Annotated in this window: 15 protein-coding genes; 14 read left to right on the top strand and 1 reads right to left on the bottom strand. The window is 67.1% G+C overall.

All coding sequences use genetic code 11. The annotated features are described in order from the left end of the window. Position 1 precedes the first annotated feature (1 nt). The 10 genes from ASC95_RS25855 (at position 2) to ASC95_RS25810 (ending at position 12113) form a co-directional block, all read left to right on the top strand. Positions 2–1948: a long-chain fatty acid--CoA ligase gene (locus ASC95_RS25855; protein WP_057300772.1), complete on the top strand. Its 1947-nt coding sequence runs from the start codon at positions 2–4 to the stop codon at positions 1946–1948. Beyond that, positions 1945–2724, top strand: a complete 780-nt coding sequence (locus tag ASC95_RS25850; RefSeq protein ID WP_057300579.1) for an ABC transporter ATP-binding protein — start codon at positions 1945–1947, stop codon at positions 2722–2724. Before ASC95_RS25855 ends, ASC95_RS25850 begins: the two co-directional genes overlap by 4 nt. Further along, positions 2724–3653 carry a branched-chain amino acid ABC transporter permease gene (locus ASC95_RS25845; protein ID WP_057300578.1) on the top strand — a complete coding sequence of 310 codons (930 nt, stop codon included), beginning with the start codon at positions 2724–2726 and terminating at the stop codon, positions 3651–3653. The genes ASC95_RS25850 and ASC95_RS25845 overlap by 1 nt, the downstream gene beginning before the upstream one ends. Before the next feature lie 123 nt (positions 3654–3776). Further along, positions 3777–4841 (top strand): branched-chain amino acid ABC transporter permease, encoded by a 1065-nt coding sequence (locus ASC95_RS25840; protein ID WP_057300577.1) that lies wholly within the window; start codon positions 3777–3779, stop codon positions 4839–4841. Positions 4842–4875: 34 nt separating this feature from the next. Next, positions 4876–6189: an ABC transporter substrate-binding protein gene (locus ASC95_RS25835; protein WP_057300576.1), complete on the top strand. Its 1314-nt coding sequence runs from the start codon at positions 4876–4878 to the stop codon at positions 6187–6189. Between the two features lie 2 nt (positions 6190–6191). Beyond that, positions 6192–6998 (top strand): ABC transporter ATP-binding protein, encoded by an 807-nt coding sequence (locus ASC95_RS25830; RefSeq protein ID WP_057300575.1) that lies wholly within the window; start codon positions 6192–6194, stop codon positions 6996–6998. After that, on the top strand, positions 6995–7294 hold the full coding sequence (locus ASC95_RS25825; protein WP_057300574.1) for a hypothetical protein: 300 nt from the start codon (positions 6995–6997) through the stop codon (positions 7292–7294). The genes ASC95_RS25830 and ASC95_RS25825 overlap by 4 nt, the downstream gene beginning before the upstream one ends. Next, positions 7291–8526, top strand: coding sequence for a phenylacetate--CoA ligase family protein (locus tag ASC95_RS25820; protein WP_235538055.1), 1236 nt, complete (start codon positions 7291–7293; stop codon positions 8524–8526). Before ASC95_RS25825 ends, ASC95_RS25820 begins: the two co-directional genes overlap by 4 nt. A 131-nt stretch (positions 8527–8657) precedes the next feature. After that, positions 8658–11063 carry a CehA/McbA family metallohydrolase gene (locus ASC95_RS25815; protein ID WP_162250855.1) on the top strand — a complete coding sequence of 802 codons (2406 nt, stop codon included), beginning with the start codon at positions 8658–8660 and terminating at the stop codon, positions 11061–11063. Between the two features lie 81 nt (positions 11064–11144). After that, positions 11145–12113: a tripartite tricarboxylate transporter substrate-binding protein gene (locus ASC95_RS25810; protein ID WP_057300573.1), complete on the top strand. Its 969-nt coding sequence runs from the start codon at positions 11145–11147 to the stop codon at positions 12111–12113. Between the two features lie 221 nt (positions 12114–12334). Here ASC95_RS25810 and ASC95_RS25805 read toward each other — a convergent pair whose 3' ends face one another. Next, positions 12335–13957 carry a diguanylate cyclase gene (locus ASC95_RS25805; protein WP_057300572.1) on the bottom strand — a complete coding sequence of 541 codons (1623 nt, stop codon included), beginning with the start codon at positions 13955–13957 and terminating at the stop codon, positions 12335–12337. A 168-nt stretch (positions 13958–14125) separates the two neighbouring features. On the opposite strand from ASC95_RS25805, the gene ASC95_RS25800 reads away from it, so the two are divergent. Genes ASC95_RS25800 through ASC95_RS25785 form a run of 4 tightly spaced genes read left to right on the top strand, consistent with a single transcriptional unit; the run spans position 14126 to position 20929 of the window. Beyond that, the gene (locus ASC95_RS25800) at positions 14126–15469 is read left to right on the top strand and encodes a GH1 family beta-glucosidase (RefSeq protein WP_057300571.1); all 1344 of its coding nucleotides are present in this window, start codon (positions 14126–14128) and stop codon (positions 15467–15469) included. Positions 15470–15476: 7 nt separating this feature from the next. Then, positions 15477–16481, top strand: a complete 1005-nt coding sequence (locus ASC95_RS25795; protein WP_057300770.1) for a LacI family DNA-binding transcriptional regulator — start codon at positions 15477–15479, stop codon at positions 16479–16481. 41 nt (positions 16482–16522) lie between these two features. Then, positions 16523–19456: a TonB-dependent receptor gene (locus ASC95_RS25790; protein ID WP_057300570.1), complete on the top strand. Its 2934-nt coding sequence runs from the start codon at positions 16523–16525 to the stop codon at positions 19454–19456. A 51-nt stretch (positions 19457–19507) separates the two neighbouring features. Beyond that, positions 19508–20929 carry a glucoamylase family protein gene (locus ASC95_RS25785; protein WP_200960206.1) on the top strand — a complete coding sequence of 474 codons (1422 nt, stop codon included), beginning with the start codon at positions 19508–19510 and terminating at the stop codon, positions 20927–20929.

Here is a 20929-nt window from a genome sequence, read left to right as displayed (position 1 = left end):
CTTGACGACCTTCCCCCGGCTCTTGCTCGACCACGCCGCCCGCCGGCCCGACGCGCCCGCGCTGCGCGAAAAGGCCTACGGCGTGTGGCAGACGCTGTCGTGGGCGCAGCTCGCGGCGCTGGTTCAGGAGCTGGCCTTGGGTCTGGCGGCCGCCGGCCTGCGCCGCGGCGAGCACATCATCGTTGTCGGTGAAAACCGGCCGCGCCTGTACGCCAGCATGCTGGCCGCGCAATGCCTGGGTGCCGTGCCGGTGCCGCTCTATCAGGACGCCGTCGCGGCCGAGTTCGTCTTCCCGCTGAACAACGCCGAGATCGCCTTCGCCATCGTCGAGGACCAGGAACAGGTCGACAAGCTGCTGGAGCTGCGCGAGCAGTGCCCGCAGCTCAAGAGCATCTGGTTCGACGACCCGCGTGGCCTGCGCCACTATGACGAGCAAGGGCTGTCATCGCTGGACGAACTGGCCGCCCGCGGGCGCGCCTACGCCCTGGAGCGGCCGGAGTTCTTTGCCGCCGAGGTGGCGGCCTGCCTGCCCGGTGACGTGGCGGCGCTGTTCTTCACCTCGGGCACGACGGGCAACCCCAAGGGCGTCATGCACACCCATGCGACGCTGATCGACCGCGCCCAGGCTGGCCAGCGCTTCGACAAGCTGACGTCGGACGAAGAGGTGCTGGCCTATCTGCCACCGGCCTGGGTCGGCCAGAACATCTTCAGTTATGCGCAGTGGCTGGCGGTGGGCTATGTCGTCAACTGCCCGGAATCGGCGTCGACGGTCAGCATTGACCTGAAGGAGGTCGGCCCGACCTATTACTTCGCACCGCCGCGGGTCTTCGAGGGCCTGCTGACGACAGTGATGATCCGCATGGAGGATGCCTCCGCCGTCAAGCGCTGGCTGTTCGAGCGTTGCATGACGCTGGCGCGCCGCGTCGGCCCGCGGTTGATGGACAAGCAGCCTGTGGGACTGCTTGACAGCCTGGCCTATGCCTTGGGTGACGTGCTGATCTACGGCCCGCTGCGCAACACGCTGGGCTTTTCGCGCGTGCGCGTCGCCTATACGGCGGGCGAGGCCATCGGTCCCGACCTGTTCAGCTTCTATCGAGCCATCGGCATCAATCTGAAGCAGCTCTACGGCTCGACGGAAACCGCCGTCTTCGTCTGCCTGCAGCCCGACCACGAGGCCCGCGCCGACACGGTGGGCGTGCCCATCGACGGCGTGGAGATCAAGCTGACCGACAGCGGCGAGCTGCTGGTGCGCTCGCCCGGCCTGCTCAAGGGCTATTACAAGAACGACGCGGCGACGGCCGAGGCGCTGACGGCAGACGGCTGGTATCACACCGGCGATGCGGGGTTCCTGACGCCAGGCGGCCACCTGAAGATCATCGACCGTGCCAAGGATGTCGGCCGCCTGATGGGAGGCGCCTTCGATGGCGCGATGTTTGCGCCCAAGTACGTCGAGAACAAGCTGAAGTTCTTCCCCCACATCAAGGAAGCGGTCTGCTTCGGCGACAAGCGCGAGAAGGTCTGCGCCTTCATCAACATCGACTTCGAGGCCGTCGGCAACTGGGCCGAGCGCCGCAACCTGCCCTATGCCGGCTACACCGACCTGGCCCAGCGCGCCGAGGTCTACGAGCTCATCCTCGACTGCGTCGAGAAGGTCAACGCCGACCTGGCCCAGGACGAGTTGCTGGCCGGCAGCCAGATCAGCCGCTTCCTCATCCTGCACAAGGAACTGGACGCCGATGACGGCGAGCTGACGCGCACGCGCAAGGTGCGCCGTGGCGCCATCGCCGAGAAGTACGGCGTGCTGATAGACGCGCTCTACGAAGGCAAGGTGTCGCAATACATCGAGACCCAGGTCAAGTTCGAGGATGGCCGCACGTCCATGGTGGCGGCCGATCTGCGCATCGTCGAGGCCAAGACCTTCCCGGCCGTCAAAGGACAGGCCGCATGAAGAAGATTGGCGACGTCGTCCTCGAGGTGAAGAACATCTCGCTGGCCTTCGGTGGCGTGAAGGCGCTGACCGACATCAGCTTCGATGTGCGCGAGCACGAGGTGCGCGCCATCATCGGCCCCAACGGCGCGGGCAAGAGCTCGATGCTGAACTGCATCAACGGCGTGTATCAGCCGCAGCAGGGCGCCATCACGCTGCGCGGCCGCACCTTCAAGGGCATGAGCCCGCGCCAGGTCGCCGAGATGGGCGTGGCCCGCACTTTCCAGAACCTGGCGCTGTTCAAGGGCATGAGCGTGCTGGACAACATCATGACCGGCCGCAACCTGCGCATGAAGCGCGGCTTGTTCTGGCAAGCCCTGCACCTCGGCCCCGCGCGGCGCGAGGAGAGCGAACAGCGCGAGGCGGTGGAACGCATCATCGATTTCCTCGAGATCCAGGCCTACCGCAAGACGCCCGTGGGGCGACTGCCCTACGGCCTGCAAAAGCGCGTCGACCTCGGCCGCGCCTTGGCGATGGAACCCAGCCTCTTGCTGCTGGACGAACCCATGGCCGGCATGAACGTGGAAGAGAAGCAGGACATGTGCCGCTTCATCCTCGACGTCAACGACGAGTTCGGCACCACCATCGTCTTGATCGAGCACGACATGGGCGTCGTCATGGACATCTCCGACCGTGTCGTCGTGCTGGACTACGGCAAGAAGATCGGCGACGGCGCGCCGGATGAGGTGCGCAAGAACGAAGACGTCATCAAGGCCTATCTCGGAGCGAGCCACTGATGGGACCTTTTCTCGAAACCCTGATTGGCGGCCTGATGGCGGGGATGCTCTATTCCCTCATCGCGTTGGGCTTTGTGCTGATTTTCAAGGCCAGCGGTGTCTTCAATTTCGCGCAGGGCGCCATGGTGCTGTTCGCTGCGCTCGCGATGGCGCGCTTTGCCGAATGGATCCCGAAGTTCACAGGCCTGGACGGCAAGATCCTCATCAACCTGCTGGCCTTTGTCGGCGCGCTGGCGGTGATGGTGGTCGTGGCCTGGCTGGTGGAGCGATTGGCGCTGTCCAAGCTCGTCAACCAGGAAGGCGTGACGCTGCTGATGGCCACGCTCGGCATCGCCTATCTGCTCGAAGGCCTGGGCCAGACGCTGTTCGGTAACGACATCTACAAGATCGACATCGGCCTGCCCAAGGACCCGATGTTCCTGTTCGAGGATGTCTTCCAGGGCGGCATCCTCGTCAGCAAGGAGGATCTCTACGCGGCCCTGATCGCAGCGGCGCTGGTGGCCGGGCTGTCGCTGTTCTTCCAGAAGACCGCCACCGGCCGCGCGCTGCGCGCTGTCGCCGACGACCACCAAGCCGCGCAGAGCATCGGCATCCCGCTGTCGCGCATCTGGGTCATCGTCTGGAGCGTGGCTGGTTTCGTCGCGCTGGTGGCCGGGATGATCTGGGGCAGCAAGCTGGGGGTGCAGTTCTCGCTGTCGTTGGTGGCGCTGAAGGCACTGCCCGTCGTCATCCTCGGTGGGCTGACGAGCGTGCCGGGCGCCATCGTCGGCGGTCTGCTGATCGGTGTGGGGGAGAAGTTGTCGGAGGCCTATCTCGGGCCGATGCTGGGTGGTGGCATCGAGTACTGGTTCGGGTACGTGCTGGTGCTCGTGGTGTTGCTGGTGCGGCCGCAAGGACTGTTCGGCGAAAAGATCATCGATCGTGTCTGAAGGAACATAAATGCAACCACAGAGGCACAGAGGCACAGAGGGAATACAGGAGATCAGCCGGCGAAGCCGCTCTGTGCCTCTGTGTCTCTGTGGTTGCCTTCCTATTGCGCGCGGGGTCTGACGATGCTCTACCGCGAAAACGGCCAGTTCAAGACGAACTACCCGGCAGACAGCCAGATCCTCCCCATCCGCCAGGACCGCATCGGCATGGCGCTGCTGCTGGCGGTCGCCTTCGTCGTCATCCCGATGGTGGCCAGTGAATATCTGATGCGCGCCATCTTCATCCCCTTTCTGATCCTGTCGCTCGCCGCCTTGGGCTTGAATGTGCTTGTCGGCTACTGCGGCCAGATCTCGCTGGGCTCCGGCGCCTTCATGGCCGTGGGTGCCTACGTGGCCTACAACTGCCAGGCCCGCTTCGAGGGCATGCCGCTGATCGTGTCGCTGCTGGCGGGTGGCCTGGGCGCGACGGTGCTGGGTGTCGCCTTCGGCCTGCCGTCGCTGCGCATCAAGGGTCTTTACCTCGCGGTCGCGACGCTGGCGGCGCAGTTCTTTGTCGACTGGGCCTGCCTGCGCCTGCCCTGGGTCACCAACGGGTCTTCGTCCGGCTCGGTCAGCGTGGCGGGGCTGAGCCTCTTCGGCTTCAGTGTCGAATCTCCGGCAGCGCGCTACCTGCTGTGCCTGGCCTTCGTCGTCGCCTTCTCGCTGGCGACCAAGAACCTGGTCCGCGGCCATATCGGCCGCTCGTGGATGGCCATGCGCGACATGGACGTCGCGGCCGCCGTCATCGGCATCCGGCCCATGCAGGCCAAGCTCAGCGCCTTTGCCGTCAGCAGCTTCATCATCGGCGTGGCCGGCGCGCTGTGGGGTTTCGTGCACCTGGGCTCCTGGGAGCCGGCGGCCTTCGGCATCAACCGCTCGTTCGACCTGCTCTTCATGGTCATCATCGGCGGCCTGGGTTCGATCTCGGGTGCCTTCTTCGGCGCGGCCTTCATCGTCGTGCTGCCGCTGATCCTGGACAAGCTGCCCTATTGGACCGGCCTGCCCATCGACACGGCCACCGCCTCGCATCTCGCGCTGATGATCTTCGGCGCCCTCATCGTGTTCTTCCTCATCAAGGAACCACACGGCCTCGCGCGACTCTGGGCAACCGCCAAAGAGAAGTTGCGCCTCTGGCCCTTCCCGCATTGAATCCAACGCACCACAACGACAGGAGACAAAGCCCATGAAGACCCTCATCGCCTGCGCGGCCCTTGCCGCATTGCAGCTCGCCACGCCGGCCGCCCAGGCCCAGGCCAAGGAGCAGTTCTTCCCGTTGCTGGTCTATCGCACGGGGCCCTATTCGCCCAACGGCACGCCCTGGGCCAATGGCAAGCAGGACTACATCAAGCTGATCAATGCGCGTGACGGCGGCGTCAACGGCGTCAAGCTGACCTTCGAGGAATGCGAGACCGGCTACGCGACCGATAAGGGCGTGGAGTGCTACGAGCGCCTGAAGGGCAAGGGCGCGACGCTGTTCGATCCGCAGGCCACCGGCATCACCTTCGCGCTGACCGACAAGGTTCCCAACGACAAGATCCCGCTGATCACGCTGGGCTATGGCCTGTCGGCCTCGGCCGATGGCGGCGTGTTCGCCTGGAACTTCCCGCTGATGGGCAGCTACTGGACGGCGGCCGACATCCTCATCCAGCACATCGGCAAGAAGGAAGGTGGGCTGGACAAGCTCAAGGGCAAGAAGATCGCCCTGGTCTATCACGACAGCCCCTTCGGCAAGGAGCCCATCCCGCTGCTGGAAGAGCGCGCCAAGACGCATGGCTTCGAGCTGGTGAAGATCCCCGTGACCGCACCCGGCGTGGAGCAGAAGTCGGCCTGGCTGCAAGTGCGCCAGGCCCGGCCCGACTACACGCTGCTGTGGGGCTGGGGCGTCATGAACTCCACCGCGCTGAAGGAGGCCCAGGCCACCGGCTATCCGCGCGACAAGATGTACGGCGTCTGGTGGTCGGGCGCCGAGCCCGACGTGAAGGACGTGGGCGAGGGCGCCAAGGGCTACAACGCGCTCAACCTCAACACCTCGGGCCAGAGCCCCAAGGTCATCCAGGACATCCTCAAGCTCGTGCACGACAAGGGCCAGGGCACGGGCCCGAAGGACGAGGTCGGCTCGGTGCTGTACACGCGCGGCCTGGTCATCCAGGCGCTCGGCGTGGAGGCCGTGCGGCGCGCGCAGGAGCGCTTCGGCAAGGGCAAGGTCATGACCGGCGAGCAGGTGCGCTGGGGTCTGGAGAACCTGGCCCTGGATGACAAGAAGCTGGCGTCCTTGGGCCTGACCGGCGTCATCCGCCCGATCAGCACCAGCTGCACCGACCACCAGGGCTCGACCTGGGCACGCATCCACACCTGGGATGGCGCGAAGTGGAGCTTCAGCAGCGACTGGTACGAGGCCGACAGCCAGATCATCAAGCCGATGGTCAAGGCAGCGGCGGACAAGTACGCGGGTGAAAAGAAGATCACCCGCCGTACCCCGGCGGATTGCCAGAGCTGAAGATGAGCAAGCCGCTGCTCGATGTGAATGGCATCGAAGTCATCTACAACCACGTCATCCTCGTGCTCAAGGGCGTGTCCCTGCAGGTGGCCGAGGGCCAGGTGGTGGCCTTGCTGGGCGGCAATGGCGCCGGCAAGACGACCACGCTGCGCGCCGTCTCCAACCTGCTGGAAGGCGAGCGCGGCGAGGTCACCAAGGGCAGCATCGAGCTGCGCGGCGAGCGCATCGAGAAGCTGTCGACGGCGGCCATGGTGGAGCGTGGCGTGGTGCAGGTCATGGAGGGGCGGCACTGCTTCGCCCACCTGACCATCGAAGAGAATCTGATGACCGGCGCCTACACGCGCAAGGACGGGCGGGCGGCCGTGGCGGCGACGCTGGAAAAGGTCTACAACTACTTCCCGCGACTGAAGACGCGCCGCAGCAGCCAGGCGGCCTACACCTCGGGCGGCGAGCAGCAGATGTGCGCCATCGGCCGCGCGCTGATGGCCAACCCCAGGATGGTGTTGCTGGACGAGCCGTCCATGGGCCTGGCGCCGCAGATCGTCGAGGAGGTGTTTGAGATCGTGCGCGACCTCAACACCAAGGAGAGGACGACCTTCCTGCTGGCCGAGCAGAACACCAGCATGGCGCTGCGTTATGCCGACTATGGCTACATCCTGGAGAACGGTCGCGTCGTCATGGACGGCGCTGCCAGCGCGCTGCGCGAGAACGAGGACGTCAAGGAGTTCTATCTCGGCGTCGGCGGGGAAGGGCGGCGCAGCTTCAAGGACGTGAAGTCCTACAAACGTCGCAAGAGGTGGCTGGCATGAGTGATGACAACTGGGAGATGGCGCCTCCGCCCTTTGATGCGGACTCGGCGCTGCTGACGATGAAGCGCTTTGCGCGCGACCAACGCGTGCTGGCCGAGCGGGGCGAAGGCTGGATGTTGGGCGCCGACGTGGTGCTCAAGCTGGCGGTGGAGGGTGCGACCGTCAAGGTCCAGCTCACCAAGCGCCCCGCGCGAACCCCCGAGTGGGACACGTTCACGCTGAAGTCGGCGACCGAACTCCGCAAGCTGCAGGACGAGATCAAGCGGCGGCTCACGCGCTGGAAGGATGAGGAGTGAGCGACGAGTTCTTCGACGTGCTGGAGACGCGCGATCCTGCCGAGCGAGAAGCGGCGCTGATGGCGGCGCTGCCCGAGCAGATCGCCCATGCACAGTCCAGCAGCCCGGCCTACACCGAACTGCTGGCCGGCATCGACGCCAAGGCGATCACCTCGCGTGCCGCGCTGGCCGCGCTGCCGCTGACGCGCAAGAGCAGCCTTGCCGCCGCCCAAGCCGCGCGGCGGGCGTTGCGCCTGGGTGGTTTTGCCGCGGGCATGCCGCGCCGCATCTTCCAGTCGCCCGGGCCGCTGTACGAGCCCGAGCCCGACGCTGATGGCAGCGACCCCTGGCGTGCCGCCCGCGCCCTGCATGCCGCCGGCATCCGCGCCGGGCAGCTGGCGCATGTGGGCTTCAGCTATCACCTGACGCCCGCGGGCGCCATGATGGAAGCCGGCCTGCGCGCCATCGGCGCGGCGAGCTTTCCGGGCGGCGTCGGCAACACCGAGCTGCAGCTGCAGGCCCTGCTGGACCTGCAGCCCGAGGCCTATGCCGGCACGCCCAGCCTGCTGCGCATCCTGCTGGAGAAGGCGGCCGAGGGCGGGCATGTGCTGCCCTATCTGCAGCGTGCCCTGGTCAGCGGTGAGGCTTGCCCGCCGGCGCTCGGTGCATGGTTTGCCGCACACGGCGTCGATGCCTACCAGTGCTATGCGACGGCCGACCTCGGCCTCATCGCCTACCAGACCGCGGCGCGTGAAGGCCTGATCGTGGACGAGGGCGTCATCGTCGAGATCGTGCGCCCCGGTTCGGGCGACCCCGTGCCCGACGGCGAGGTGGGCGAGGTCATCGTGACGACGCTCAGCGCCGGCTACCCGCTGATCCGCTTTGCCACGGGCGACCTGTCCGCCGTCATGCCGGGCGCGAGTCCTTGCGGCCGCACCAACCAGCGACTGCGCGGCTGGCTGGGCCGGGCCGACCAATCCGCCAAGGTGCGCGGCATGTTCGTGCATGCCGGCCAGGTGGCCGAGGTGCTGGCGCGCTGCGGCCAGCGCGGCCGGGCGCGTCTCGTCGTCGAGGGTGAACTGGCCAATGACCGCATGCGCCTGCAGCTCGAGGCGGCGCCTGCCGAGGGCCTCGTCGAGCAGTTGCAGACGGCGCTGCGCGACATCACCAAGCTGCGCGGCGAGGTTGAGCTCGTCCCACCAGGCAGCCTGTCCAACGACGGACTGGTCATCGAGGATCTCCGCGCGGTGTGACACGCGTTTGAAGGACTCGGGCCCGGCCTTAGCCTGAATTGGTGACAGGAAGGCCCGCATGGACTCGATCCGGCGCGGCCACCACAGTCCGCCGCTTTGCTGGCCACCGCTGGCACCGCCGAGGACGCGACATGACCCTTGCCCGCCATCTTCCGCCCACCCTGCTCTTGCTGCTGCTCGCGGCCTGCGGTGGTGGCAGCAGCGACCCCCAGGCCGTCCAGGCCAGCCAGGCCGAAAGCGACCTGAACAAAGCCGCCGCCGTGCGCCCGCGCGCCAAGGACCCCGACCACCACGAGTTCTCGGCCACGCTGTCCGCGCCCTTCGCCGTCACGGCCGCCAGCGGCGAGCGCGTCTTCATTGTGCAGATGGACCACCCCGGCATCGCCGACGGCCAGGCCTTCGCCTGGGCCCTCAGCCTCATCGACGAGCAGGGCCGCGTGCGTCAGCGCTGGAGCGGCGAGTCCCGCTATGCCGGCGCGCCGGTCACGGCCAATGTGCGCTGGACCGGCCGCGGCACTGGCGGCGCAGCGTTGGTCGATGGTCTCTATCAACTCAAGCTCGAAGCCGCGAGCCTAGACGCCGCCACCGCGCTGAGCCAGGGCGCGACCACCGGCCGCGCCGAGCGCCTGCTGGCCGCTGCTGCGCCGCTGGACCATGCCGAGCAGCAATGGCCGGTGGCCCTCGGCCAGCCGGCCAACGTCGACCTGCCGCCCTATGCGGCCATGCCCACGGCCGCCGGCCGCGGCCTCGTCAAGGCGCAATCGGCACCGGCCATCAACAGCCTGCCCTACACGGTCTACTACGCCAATCTGCACAGCCAGACCAACGACTCCGACGGCGGCGGCGCATTGAGCAACTGCTCGTCGTCGCAGCCCGCGCAGACGGGCGCCTATGGCCCCGCCGACGCCTTCGCCTATGGCAAGACGGCGGGCCTGGACATCCTGATGTCCTCCGAGCACAACCATTACTTCGACGGCTCCTCCAGCACCAACGCCAGCGGCAGCGCCGCCACGGCCAAGAGCCGCTACCAGGCCGGCCTGTCAGCCGCCACCGCCGCGACGACGGCCAACTACCTCGCGATCTACGGCATGGAATGGGGCGTCATCAGCAATGGCGGCCACATGAACATCTTCAACAGCACCGAGCTGTTCGCCTGGGAATACAACAGCAGCAACCAGCTGTTCGGCGACCGCTTCACGGCCAAGAGCGACTACGCGGCGCTCTACGCCACCATGCGCCAGCTTGGCCTCGTCGGCCAGTTCAACCACCCTGACACGGCCGGCCAGTTCCTCGTCGGTGGCACGGCCCTGGGCTACAGCGCCGATGGCGACGAGGTCATGGTGCTGACCGAGATCCTGAACAGCTCGGCGTTCTCGTCCAACACGACCGAGACCGAGACCGGCCTCAGCAACTTTGAAGACGCCTTCAACAAGATGCTGGAACGGGGCTTTCACGTGGCGCCCGCCAGCAACCAGGACAACCACTGCGCCAACTGGGGCAAGTCGTACACCAACCGCACCGGCGTGCTGATCCCGAATGGCACGGCGCTGGGCAAGACCAGCTTCATCGACGCCATCAAGGCCCGCCGCGTCTTCGCGACGATGGACAAGACGGCGCAGATCGTGCTGACCGCCAACGGCCACGTCATGGGTGAGCGCTTCACCAACAGCGGCACGCTCTCCTTGAGCGTCGGTTATGCCAGCAACAGCGGCAAGACGGCCGCCAGCGTGCAGATCTACGAGGGCGTGCCCAAGCGCAATGGCACCGTCACGCTGCTGGCCAGCAGCGCCACGGCCAGCACGACACCGGCCGTCGGCGAGCACTTCTACTACGCCAAGATCACGCAGAACGACGGCAAGATGCTGTGGACAGCGCCCGTCTGGGTCACGCAGTCCAACGGGCCGGTGGACACGACGCCGCCGACCGGGACGGCCAGCGAGAGCGGCACGGCCGGCACCATCACGCTGTCTGCCACGGCGAGCGACAACGTCGGCGTGGCGCGCGTGGACTTCGTTGTCGACGGCGTCGTCAAGGGCAGCGACACCAGCTCGCCCTATTCGATGACGCTGGACTCGACGCTGCTTGCCAACGGCAGCCACAGCCTGGTCGCGCGCGCCTACGACGCGGCCGGCAATTCGGGTGCCTCGACGGCTGTCGCCTTCAGCATCAGCAATGCCAGCGCGACTCTGAACGAGACCGAGTCCAACGGCACCATCGCCACGGCCAACGTCGTCGCCAACCAGACGACGATCAGCGGCACCATGGCCACCACGAGCGACAAGGACTACTTCAAGGTCACGTTGGCGGCCGGCAAGACGCTGCGTGTCGACATGAGCTGCCCGGCGGCCTATGACTACGACCTCTATCTGCACAACGTCAGCGGCACGACGCTGACCTCGTCGGAGAGCGCCACCTGCACCGAGTCCCTGAGCTACAAGAACACCAGCAGCTCGGCGCTGGCGGTCTACATCCGCGTGGGGGCTTACTCAGGCAGCAGCAGCACCCAGGGCTACACGCTGACACTGAGTTTTCCCTGACGCGGTGAGTTAGGGGCTGCCCGCTATGCCCCAGCGTGGCGCTGTCCCTAAGATGGCTGCACAACTCCACGGAGACAGTCCATGCGCTTGACCCTGATTGCACTGGCAGCCTTGCTGGCCGCCGGCACCGCCGCTGCCGATTACCCCGACAAGCCCGTCACCTTGATAGTGCCGTTCGCGGCCGGCGGCCCGACCGACAAGGTCGCCCGCGACCTGGCCGAGGCGCTGCGCAAGCCCCTGGGGGCCACCGTCATTGTCGAAAACGTCGGCGGCGTCGGCGGCACGCTGGGCGCCAACAAGGTCGCCAAGGCCGCGCCGGACGGCTACACGCTGCTGCTGCACCACATCGGCATCGCCAGCGCGACGGCCCTGTACCGCACGCTGCCCTACAAGACGCTGGAAGACTTCGAATACCTGGGCCTGGTCAACGAGGTGCCGATGACGCTCATCGGCCGCCCCAGCCTGCCAGCTTCGAACTATGCCGAACTGGCCAAGTGGCTGGAGTCCAACAAGGGCAACATCAACCTCGCCCATGCCGGTGTCGGCTCGGCCTCGCATCTGTGCGGCCTGCTGTATCAGTCGGCCATCAAGATCGACATGACGACCGTGCCCTACAAGGGCACCGCGCCGGCCATGAACGACCTGCTCGGCGGCCAGGTCGACATCATGTGCGACCAGACCACCAACACCACCGGCCAGATCGAGGCCGGCAAGGTCAAGGCTTATGCCGTGATGTCGTCCAAGCGCCTGCCCAGCGGCCCGCTGGCCAAGCTGCCGACGGCCGATGAGTCAGGGCTGAAGGGCTTCAACCTGGCCGTCTGGCACGGCATGTATGCACCCAAGGGCACGCCCAAGGCCGTCATCGACAAGGTCAACACGGCGCTGCGCGCAGCCCTGAAGGACGCCGACTTCCACAAGCGCCAGGAGGCGCTGGGTGCGGTCATCATCAGCGACGCGCGCCTAGCGCCGGCAGAGCACAAGAAGTTCGTCGAGGCCGAGATCAACAAGCTCACCCCAGTCATCAAGGCGGCAGGGATCTACGCCGACTGAAATGGAGCCCCTCGTCTGGTCTCGCCATGCTGACGCAGGCGAGTCCAGCCGGTCCCCCTGGGGGGCGGCGATGCTTGGCGGATTGACCGGCAAGCACATCGCCAAAGGCGGGCCTGCTTGGGAGCGGCCCGGCGCTCGGCCCGCAAGCCCGCAAGCAGGTGTTGTTTCGAACGCCGGCCGGGCCGCGCTCAGCCTTGTGCGCGGGCGTGCACGCTTGGCCGCTAGCCGGCGCGGGCCTTGTCGCGCTTGTTCGCGTACATGCCTTGATCGCTGCGGCTGAGCACGGTACGCAAGGTGTCGGTCGGCAGGACTTCGGCGAGCCCCAGGCTCACTGAAACCGACAGGCCGGCAGCGATGCCGCTCCAGGCATGGCGGGACACCGCGTCGGCGATCCGCTCGGTCAACGCTTGGGCTGCCTGCGCGCCGGTATCGCGCAGGATGATGACGAACTCGTCGCCGGCCAGCCGCGCGGGAAAGTCCTTGTCGCGCACGCATCTTCGGATCTGCGCCGCGATGGCCTGCAGCACCGCGTCGCCCGCGTTGTGCGAATGGCCGTCGTTGATCTGCTTGAACTTGTCGACATCGATCATGACGAGGCAGGCCGTGCTGCCCTGGGTGCGCACCTCTTCCAGCAGGCCTTGGAGCTGAAGTTCGAAATGGCGCCGGTTCGGCAGGCCGGTCAGGCCATCCTCGAGCGCCAGTTGCTGGAAGTGCGCGCGCCCGGCCTCGGAGGCGTGCAATTGCCGGGTCCGGCTGCGCAGTTCCAGTTGCCGCTCCACGTCGGCGACGCGGCCGCGCAGGCTGGCAGACCGGGCCAACTGCTCGCGCTCGGCCAGCTCGCGCAGGGCCTGCGCGGCCGCGGCGTGGTCGCCCGCGGTGGACGCCAGATAAGCCAGCTGGCCCAGGCCAATGCTGACCAGCCCTTCATGGTTCTGCGCCAGGGCGATGCGAATCATCTCCTTGGCGTGATTGCGGGCCAACGGCAGGTCGCCTTCGGCCAGGGCCAGCTCCGACCCGGCCCACAGCACGAGGGCTTGCAGCCATGGCCGGCGGGAAGATTCCACCGCCTCGCGCAGCCGGCACACCTGCGCCGCGGCACCCGCAAGGTCAGCCTGCCAGATCAACAGCATGGCCTTGTTGAAGGCGTGGGTGAGGGCGCTGCTGCTGCGGCTGCCGATGCCGATACTGGCCAGCGGGGCTGCATCGCGCAGCAGTTCGTCGCAACGGCGCAGGTGTTCGCGCAGCAGTTCCAGGCTGGTCGTGCCCGCGGTGATGGCGCTGCGCGCGCTGAGCGTGCGCATGACCTCGGTGGACCCCAGGTCGGCATGCAGCACATAGGTGTCCACCGGGGGATCGCACTGGTAGGCCAGCTCGATGGCGCGCTGTGAAGCCTCGCTGGCCTCGGCGTAGGAGCGGCCGATGAACATGGCGACACCCAGCGCGTGGTGGGCCACGACCTGCTCGACGCTGGCTCCGTCGCTCGACGTGCCGGCACACAGCTTGACCGCCAGCAGGGCGCAGTCGACCGAGGTTTCGTAGTAGCCCAGGCGTGCAGCAGCCATGGCCTGGGTGGCGAGCGCGCGGCACTCGCCCTCGGGCATCTCGGCCTGCTGGAACTGGAATGCCGCCTGCCGCGCCGACTCCAGCGCTGCAGCGAAATTGCCCAGCAGGCGCAACTCGATGCTGGCAATGCAGTGCCTGGCTTCGGCTTGGGCGGCCACGCTACCCCGTTCAAGCGCGGCGTGGTGGGCGCGGCCCGCGGCTTTCAGCGCGGCCTCGGCGTTGCCGGCATCGGCATGGGCCCTGGCTTCGGCCAGCGTGGCGTCGATCTGTGCTTGTTCCATCCCTTGCCTCTGCTTCTGGTGGCGGGCGAAGCGGCGGAGTCTGAGGTGCGGGCGCGACGCGCCGGGGTAAACACGCTGTTGACTCGTCAAGTAATCACGGAAAGAATGCATGTAAACGTTTACATGACGACACAACGACCGGCCCGCGCAAGCGGAGTTGGCATACGGATGAGACAACCGTTCCCGCCCGGCTTCCTTTGGGGCTGCGCGACTTCCGCCTATCAGATCGAAGGCTCGCCGCTGGCCGATGGCGCCGGCGTCAGCAACTGGCATCGCTTCGTGCGCACGCCGGGCCGCGTGCTCGGCGGCGATACCGGCGACATCGCCTGCGACCACTACCGCCGCATGAAGGACGACGTCGCGCTGATGCGCGAGCTCGGCCTTGCCACCTATCGCTTCAGCATCGCCTGGAACCGTGTGCTGCCGTCGGGCCGTGGTGCGGTGAATGCGGCCGGCCTGGGCTTCTACGAGCGCCTTGTCGACGAACTGCTGGCCGCTGGCATCCAGCCGATGGTGACGCTGCACCACTGGGACCTGCCCTCGGCGCTGGACGACCGTGGCGGCTGGCTCAACCCCGACATGCCCGACTGGTTCGCCGACTACGCGCAAGTGTGCTTCAAGGCGCTGGACGACCGCGTGCCGATGTGGGTCACGCTGAACGAACCCTGGGTCGTCGCCGACGGCGGCTTCATGCATGGTGCGCTGGCGCCCGGCCACAAGAGCGCCTTCGAGGCGGCCATCGTGGCGCACCGGTTGATGCAGGCGCATGCCAAGGGTGTGCAGGCCTATCGTGCGATCGGAAAGAACAGGATCGGCCTGGTCGTCAACATCGAGCCCAAGCATCTGCCGGCCGACGCCAGCGAATACGACCGCCACGCGGCGGGGCTGGCCGACGCCTACATGAACCGGCAGTACCTCGACCCGGCCCTGCTCGGCCGCTACCCGCACGAGTTGCGCGAGGTCTTTGGTGAAGCCTGGCCCGACTGGCCGGCCGCCGAGGTCGAGGCGCTCAAAGTCCCCGTCGACTTCCTCGGCCTGAACTACTACACCCGCGCCGTCGTGCGCTTTGATCCCAAGGCCTGGCCGGTGCCCGCTGTGCCGCAGCGCCAGCCCGGGGGCATCTACACCGAGACCGGCTGGGAGCTGCACCCACAAAGCCTGGCCGACACCCTGGTGTGGATGCACGAGCGCTACGGCGGCCTGCCGCTGTACGTGACCGAGAACGGCGCCGCGTTTTACGACCCGCCAACGGCCATCAATGGGCGTGTCGACGATCCGCTGCGCGTGCACTATCTGCGCACCCATATCGCCGCCGTGCAGGACGCTATTCAAAGGGGAGCCGACGTGCGCGGCTACTGCGCTTGGTCGCTGTTCGACAACCTCGAATGGGCGCTCGGCTTTGCCAAGCGCTTCGGTCTTGTGCATGTGGACTTTCAGACACAGCGGCGCACCCCCAAGGCCAGCGCACGCTTCTATGCTGAGGTCATCGCCGCGCATGGCGCCAACCTCTGACAACAAGATGGTCACCCCCGCCACGATCAAGGATGTCGCCCGTGTCGCCGGCGTGTCGGTCGCCACTGTCTCGCGCGCGCTCAACGGCGCCGAGAACGTGTTGCCGCACACGCGCCAGCGCATCGTCGAGGTCGCCCGCGAACTGCGCTATTCGCCGTCGGGCGCTGCACGCAGCCTCATCACGCGACGCACCGACACCATCGGCGCCCTGCTGCCCGACCTGCACGGCGAGTTCTTCTCCGAGCTGATCCGCGGCATCGACCAGGCCGCCCGGGCACGCGGCCTGCACCTGCTGCTGTCGAGCTCCCACGACGATGCCAACGAGGCCGCGGCCGCGCTGCGCGCGATGAACGGCCGCGTCGACGGCCTCATCGTCATGTCGCCGCACGCCGACGACGATTTCCTGTCGCAGAACCTGCCACCGGCCCTGCCGGCCGTGCTGCTGAACTCCGGCGTGCGCGGCGCGCGCCAGCGGGTCTTCGCTGTCGACAACTTCGGTGGTGCGCGCGCGATGACCGAGCACCTGGTGCGCAGCGGCCGGCGACGCATCGCCTTTCTCGGTGGCCCACAGGCCAACTTCGAGGCGCGCGAGCGCGAGCGCGGCTACCGCGCCGGCTTGGCCACGGGTGCCGAGGCATGGCTGCTGGAGGGCGACTTCTCCGAAGCGGGCGGCCAGCGCGCCGCGGCCGCGTTGCTGGCCCTGCCTGCGGGCCAGCGGCCCGATGCCGTCTTCGCCGCCAACGACATCATGGCCATCGGCCTACTGGGTGCGCTGCAGGCCGGCGGTGTGCGCCTGCCCGAAGACATCGCGCTTGCCGGCTTCGACGACATCCCCATCGCCCGCTACGTCAGCCCGGCGCTGACGACCATGCACGTGCCCATTGCCGCGCTGGGCGGCCAGGCGCTCGACGCGCTGGCCGACACCCTCGAGCGCAACGCCACTGACGCCGGCGCCACCGTGATGCCGGTGCAGCTCGTCGTGCGGCAGTCGTGCGGCAGCGCCCAGACCTGATCCCGTCCAGACCACAGTACACAACCAGGAGACAAGGACCTATGAGCAAGCCATCCACACGCACGCCCTGGCGCCGCCAGGCGCTGGCCACGGCCGTCTGTTTCGCGCTGGCCGGCGCGGCCTCGGCACAGTCGTCCAATGCCACCGTACGCGGCACCATCAGCGCTGCGGGCACCACCGCGCCCGCCGGCACCGATGTCATCGCCGTCAACAAGAGCACCGGCGGCATTTATCGCGCCAAGACCCTGCCGGATGGCAGCTACGTGCTGCTGGGCCTGAACCCGGGCACCTACGAGATCCGCGTCGGCGGTGCCAGCAGCGGCAGCGAGGTGACGCTGTCGGTCGGCCAGAACGCGACGCTGGACCTCGGCAGCACCGACGCCAAGCTCGGCACCGTCGTCATCCAGGGCAGCGCGCAGCGCCAGGGCGTCATCGACTCGCAGGTTGGCACCACGGTATCCAACCGGATGATCGAGGCCATCCCGCAGGCCACCCGCAACTTCCTGTCCGCCGCCGACTTCGCGCCCGGTGTGCGCTTCGACACCGATGCCAGCGGCAACACGCGGCTGCGCGGGGGTTCCCAAAACATTGACGCTGTAAACGTTTTCATCGACGGCGTCGGCCACAAGAACAACATCCTGCGCGGCGGCCTGACCGGCCAGGACACCAGCCAGGGCAACCCCTTCCCGCAGACGGCCATCGCCGAGTACCGCGTGCTGACGCAGAACTACAAGGCCGAGTTCGACCAGGTCTCCAGCGTCGCCATCGCCGCCGTCACCAAGTCCGGCGGCAACGAGACCCATGGCAGCGTCTACTTCAACCGTACCGGTAGCAACTGGACGGCCTTGAGCCCGATCCAGGAGCAGGACAAGGCCAATCACATCGATCCCCCCTCGTACAAGCAGATCGAAGGCGGCTTCAGCATCGGCGGTGCGATCAAGCCCGACGCACTGCACTACTTCGTCGCCTACGACGGCAAGTCCATCGACAAGCCGCGCCAGCTGACCGCGTCCAACCTGGACAAGTACCCGACCAATCCCGGCATCGTGCCGTCCATCGCCGCGCAGCAGGGCTCGTTCAAGGGCCAGTTCAAGGAGCATCTGCTGTTCAGCAAGCTCTCGGCCGAGATCGACGACCGCCAGCGCCTTGACCTGTCGATGACGCTGCGCAAGGAGACCAGCTACTCGGTCGACGGTGACCGCTTCGCACCCAGCACGGCCATCAACAACAACAACAACGAGTACCGCGTCGACCTCGCCCACGAGTACTCCGGCGATAGCTGGCTCAACGAGGCGCGCGTGGGCTGGGAAAGCTCGAAATGGAACCCGCAGTCGGACTCCACCGACCCGCTGGTACGCTACAAGTACTCGCCCACCAACGAGATCAAGAACGTCCAGGACGTCTTCTTCACCGGCGGCTCGCCCAACGCGCAGGACCGGCGCCAGAGTGGTGTCTACCTGAAGGATGACCTCAGCTACACGGGCCTCACGGGCCACGTCATCAAGGGCGGCGTCCAGTTCAAGGCAATGAAGTACGACCTCAGCGGCACCGCCTTCCGCGTGGCGGCCATCGACACCGTGCTGAACACGACGACCGGCCAGCCCTACTTCAACGGCCTCGCCTGCACGGGCACCAACGTCAGTAGCAGCGGCCTGTCCAGCGACCAGTGCAACATCCGCCTGCCCATCCCGACCGCCTCGGCGAGCTTCAAGAACAACCAGTACGGCATCTACCTGCAGGACGACTGGAAGCTCAGCAAGCAGCTCGAACTGAACATTGGTGCGCGCTGGGACTACGAAGACAACATGCTGAACAACAGCTACGTGACGCCGGCCGACCGCATCGCCACGCTGAACGCGCTGGACGGACGCACCGTCGCCGGCATCACCGCGCCGGCCGGCCAGACCTATGTGCAGACGCTGGCCAAGGGCGGCATCAACATCGCCGACTACATCTCCACCGGCAGCTCGCGCAAGCCCTACAAGAGCGCGCTGGCGCCGCGCGTCGGTGCGTCGTTTGACGTGCTTGGCGACAAGGCCACCGTGGTCTACGGCGGCTGGGGCCGCAGCTACGACCGCCGCATGGCCAACAACGCGCTGGACGAACTGCAGAAGAACGCCGCGCCCAACGGCGAGATCTGGATGATTAAGAACAACTTCAAGATGCCGTTTGCCGACCAGATGAGCCTGGGTGTGCGCCAGGCGCTGGGCACCTGGAACATGGACGTTGCGGTGTCGAACATCCACGCCAAGAACCAGTTCTTCTGGTTCAACGGCAACCGCGACCCCAACGGCGGCTTCGGCAACGCCAACAACGTCGACCCGTTCTGGGGTGGCGCGCCGCGCAACTCCGGCACCATCGTGCTGGGCGACTTCGTCGGCGAGAACAAGGCCACCAGCATCTTCCTTTCGTTGGAAAAGCCCTACACGCCGGCCAGCGGCTGGAGCATGACCGTGGCCTACACGCACACCAACGCGCAGACCACCAACAACGAATGGTCGGATGAAATCTTCGACTGGACCTATGGCAAGGCCGTGCACGGCTTCCACCCGGCCAAGGATGCGGAGAAGAACCGCCTCGTCGTCGGCGGGCTGATGGACCGCCTGCCCTGGGGCATGCAGCTGTCCGGCAAGCTGACCGTCGGCGATGGCCAGCCGCGACGCGTGGTGGACTGCCACACCGGCTTTGACGGTCCCACCGGCTGCAGGGCCGTCGCGCGCGGCTCCGACACCTTCAAGCAGCTCGACATGGCCCTGTCGAAGAACTTCAAGGTGTACGGCGGTGAATTGCAGGTCCGTGCCGACGTGCTGAACCTGTTCAACACCGCCAATTGGGGCTATTACGACGACTGGGTCGGCGGCCCCAGCACGCCCCCGCAGAACGCACTCGGCGGCGACAACGGCCACTTCGACACCAAGACTGGCGTGCGCGGCTCGATGCGGCAGTTCAAGCTGGGCGTGAACTACACGTTCTGATCAGAAGTTCGGGAGTCGGCTGCCCGGCCGGCTCCCACAATCACCCCCACCATGAGTTTGCTGACCCGACGCGCCGTCCTGGCCCACGGCGCCGGCCTTGCCCTGGCCGCCAACCTGCCCAGCTGGGCAGAGGCGCCCGCGCCAGCCGCCGACGCCTTCCTCGCGGACCTTGAGCGCCGCACCTTCGACTTCTTCTGGGAGACGACAGACGAGAAAACGGGCCTGGCGCCCGACCGCTGGCCCACCCCTTCATTCGCCAGCATCGCCGCCGTCGGCTTCGCGCTGAGCGCCTATCCCGTCGGCGTGGCGCGCGGCTACATCACGCGAGCGCAGGCCGCCCAGCGTACGTTGACGACGCTGCGCTTCTTCGCCGGCCTGCCCCAAGGCCCGGGCAAGACCGGCGTGGCGGGCCACAAGGGCTTTTTCTATCACTTCCTCGACATGAAGGAGGGCCTGCGCTTCGACCGCTGCGAGCTCTCCACCGTCGACACGGCTCTGCTGCTGATGGGCGCCCTGCATGCCCAGAGCTTCTTTGACGGCGAACATGCCGACGAGGCCGCCATCCGCAAACTGGCGGACGAGCTCTATGGCCGCGTCGACTGGACCTGGGCCCAGGTGCGCCCGCCGTCCATCAGCCACGGCTGGTCGCCGGAGAAGGGCTTCATCCGCAGCGACTGGAAGGGCTACAACGAGGCGATGCTGGTCTATCTGCTGGCACTCGGTTCGCCGACCCATCCGGTCAAGCCCGAGGCTTGGGACGCCTGGACCAGCACCTACGACCAGCAGAGTTGGGGCGAGAGCTATGGTCAGACCTTGTTGCGCTTCCCGCCACTGTTCGGCCACCAGTTCACCCACTGCTGGGTGGACTTCCGCGGCATCCGTGACGCCTACATGCGTGACAAGGGCCTGGACTATTTCGAGAACTCGCGCCGCGCGACCTATGTGCAACAGGCCTATGCCCAGGCCAACCCGTTGGGCTGGCAGGGCTACAGCACCGAGGTCTGGGGCGTCAGCGCCAGCGACGGCCCGGCCGACATCTCGCTTCAATACACCACCACCGTTGGCAAGACCGTGAAGCGCCGCTTCATCAGCTATGCCGGCCGCGGCATGGGCCTGCATGACGACGGCACGCTGGCGCCTTACGCGGCCGGCAGCTCCATCGCCTTCGCGCCCGAGATCGTCATCCCGGCGCTGATGGCCATCAAGGCGCGCCATCCCCACACCTTCGGCCGCTACGGCTTCTGGGATGCCTTCAACCCCAGCTTCAACTTCCCCGACGTGCGCCTCACGCATGGCCGCATCGAGCCGGGCAAGGGCTGGGTGGACACCGACATGCTCGGCATCGACCAGGGCCCGCTGCTGGCGATGATGGGCAACCATCGAGGCGAGCTGGTGTGGCAGGCGATGCGCAAGAACGCGCATCTGGTCCGGGGCCTGAAGCGCGCGGGCTTCACCGGGGGTTGGCTCGGCTGA

The organism is Pelomonas sp. Root1217, assembly GCF_001425705.1.
Classification (GTDB): Bacteria; Pseudomonadota; Gammaproteobacteria; order Burkholderiales; family Burkholderiaceae_C; genus Pelomonas.
This window is presented reverse-complemented; position numbering and strand designations above follow the sequence as displayed.